The organism is Caballeronia sp., from assembly GCF_028292365.1.
Classification (GTDB): Bacteria; Pseudomonadota; Gammaproteobacteria; order Burkholderiales; family Burkholderiaceae; genus Caballeronia.
In genome coordinates this window covers 1-2,705 of sequence record NZ_JAQGMM010000237.1, presented here as the reverse complement: position 1 = coordinate 2,705, position 2,705 = coordinate 1, and the positions used below count along the sequence as shown (strand labels likewise).

Annotated in this window: 3 protein-coding genes and 2 riboswitches; all 3 genes read right to left on the bottom strand. The window is 61.0% G+C overall.

The window, feature by feature from the left end:
- A partial coding sequence (gcvH, locus tag JWR14_RS14630; protein ID WP_299707870.1) for a glycine cleavage system protein GcvH occupies positions 1-255 on the bottom strand: 255 nt, incomplete at its 3' end.
- A gap of 66 nt (positions 256-321) precedes the next feature.
- The gene (gcvT, locus tag JWR14_RS14625) at positions 322-1,446 is read right to left on the bottom strand and encodes a glycine cleavage system aminomethyltransferase GcvT (protein WP_299707868.1); all 1,125 of its coding nucleotides are present in this window, start codon (positions 1,444-1,446) and stop codon (positions 322-324) included.
- A 130-nt stretch (positions 1,447-1,576) separates the two neighbouring features.
- Positions 1,577-1,710, bottom strand: a riboswitch (glycine riboswitch).
- A 44-nt stretch (positions 1,711-1,754) separates the two neighbouring features.
- Positions 1,755-1,876: riboswitch (glycine riboswitch) on the bottom strand.
- A 44-nt stretch (positions 1,877-1,920) separates the two neighbouring features.
- Positions 1,921-2,705: ABC transporter six-transmembrane domain-containing protein (locus JWR14_RS14620; protein WP_299707866.1), on the bottom strand; the 785-nt coding region annotated here is incomplete at its 5' end.

The window sequence follows — 2,705 nt, the reverse complement described above, 5'->3', positions numbered from 1 at the left end:
GGTCAGCGCATCGTTCGCGCCGACAATTTCGCCGGACACAGGTGCGTAGATATCGGATGCTGCTTTCACCGATTCGATCACCGCGATGGCGTCGCCGGCGGCCACCGTCTTACCTACCGGCGGCAGTTCGATGAACACGACATCGCCCAGTGCTTCCTGCGCGTGATCCGTAATGCCGATGGTCAGCGTGCCGTCGGATTCGGTGCGCACCCATTCGTGCGATTCGGTGTATTTGAGGTCTGCCGGGATGCTCATGCGAATGCTCCAGTTGTATTCGAGGGTGGACGTGCGCCGCTTTTTCAGCAGGCGCTTGGCGGCTGTTTAAAGCGCCGCCAAAACCTTGCCGTTGCGCACGAAAGGCAGTTTTACCACGCTTGCCGGCAGTTGTTTGTCGCGGATCACGACGTGCACTTTGTCGCCCGGTTTCACGCTCGCCGGCACCCGTGCGAACGCGATGGATTCCTGCATCGACGGCGAGAAAGTGCCGCTCGTGATCTCGCCTTCGCCATCGGCCGTGACGACTTTTTGGTGGGCACGAAGCACGCCACCAGCGCGGCCGTTTTCCTTCTGCAGAATCAAGCCGACAAAGCGCGCCTTCGAGCCATTCTTTTCCAGCGCGGCACGGCCGACGAATGCGCGATTCGCATCCTTCAAGTCGACGGTCCACGCGAGACCAGCGTCGAGCGGCGAGACCGTGTCGTCCATGTCCTGGCCGTACAGATTCATGCCAGCTTCCAGGCGCAGCGTGTCGCGTGCGCCGAGGCCGGCGGGTTTAACACCCTGCGCGATCAATGCGTTCCAGAACGCCTCAACGTGCGTAGAAGGAACGATGATTTCAAAACCGTCCTCGCCCGTGTAGCCGGTGCGCGCGAGCATCACGTCGCCCAATGAGCTGGCGGGGAATTGCACGGCGTTGAAGGGTTTGAGTTCTGTAGTGGCGTCGCGCGTTTCCGGCAGCACTTGCCAGACTTTTTCGCGGGCGTTAGGTCCTTGCACGGCGACGATCGAAAAATCGCGGCGCGGCGTGATGGTCAGTCCAAAACCGCCTTCCGCGTTCAGATGGCCGAACCACGCAATGTCTTTTTCGGCCGTGCCCGCGTTCACGACGACGCGGTAGTTGTCATCGGCGAAGTAATAGACGATCAGGTCATCGATCACGCCGCCTTCCGGGTTTAGCAGGCACGAATACAGAGCCTTGCCGGGAACGGTGAGTTTGTCGACGTTGTTGGCGATCGCGTGCTTGAAGAACTCGCGCGCTTTGTCGCCGGTGAAATCGACGACGCGCATGTGCGACACGTCGAACATGCCGGCGTCGGTGCGCACCGCGTGGTGTTCGTCGATCTGCGAACCGTAATTGACGGGCATGTCCCAGCCGCCGAAATCGACCATGCGTGCGTTGAGCGCAAGGTGAGTGGCGTGCAAGGGCGTGTGTTGAAGATCAGACATGGAGCGGGCCTCGGGCGTGCGCGAAAACAAAAAAGGCCATGCGTCGAACCCGCTCGGGGTTTCGGCTTTTTCTTGCTGCATTGAATGACCCATGCAACATGCAAAGCCCAAACCGCGTAGCGATTCGGTACATGACCCCTCTGTCCTCGGTACCTGAGAGATTGCGCGCTGTTCGCCGATGCTCCGACGTCCAGCGCGCGCCCCTTCGGTGGGCATCTGGCTGGTACTTCTGATCAGCCGATGCCGCTCTCCAGAGTTCGATTTTCCGTTTTTGGCGCCCGGTTAAAAGCGCGATTCATGGACGGAACTTCGACGCGGCCGGTCCTTTTGCCTGAGAGTTTGTGGGTGTGCCCCTTCGGCGGCGCCTGCTTCGTTTAAGTCGTTCTCGATGCGAACAACCGAAGCCAGCGCTCTCTCCCGACGCGTGCGGCGAATTTACGCGACCGAATTCAGCTTGTCAAACGGCGGCGGCGCTTAATCCTTGCTGAGCCCCGGATCCACGCGCTTGCCGATATCGCGTAAGCGCGCGAGTTGATCGACCATCGACGGCGCTTCGTCGAGGCTGCTGACAAAGGTCCAGAGATACGTCATCACGGCATAGACATGCCCGGCCTTGACCGCCGGCGCCATCGCCAACTGACTGATGGCGATGACAAACAGCACCGCTGCCACGCAGCCGACGAACAAAAACGCCGCGGCTTCACGGTTCGAGAGGTGAATCCGGAGCTTGGACAGCACGCGATAGTGCCGTTTCAGGGTGAGCGTTCCCACTTTCGCGACCAGGCCGATTTCCTTCTCCAGCCGGTCATTCAAGCGTTGATGCAAGCCCTGGTTGCGCCGTGCAAAGCGCGGCAGCAGCGCCAGGCACAGCAGCAACCCGCCCAGACTGGCAACGCCAATCCAGGGTTCGATCGCCAGCAACATCACCACGGCGCCGATGATCGATACCAACGCGGTGACCATCGTCGGCACGTGTTTTTCGAAGAAGTCGACAAACTCCCGGGCCAATACCACGCGCGCCGCAGCCGTCGACGTACTTTGGTTCTGCAGGCGCTGGTTGAGGATCACCGGTACCGCCAGATCGGCGTAAATACGCGTGAAGGTGCGTGTATCCACGGCGCGGCGCGCGGCGCCGACTGCCCAGAACGCCAGCACGATGACCGCGTAGAACAACGCGCTGCGGGCGTCGCCGCGAATGATCGAGTCGACGGCAAAACCGGCGAACAGCGGATACGCGAGCAACAGCGCGTTCTCCAGCG

Excerpts from the sequence above, each read along its gene's own strand:
- gcvT (WP_299707868.1), bottom strand. The coding sequence starts at position 1,446 with ATGTCTGATCTTCAACACACGCCCTTGCACGCCACTCACCTTGCGCTC.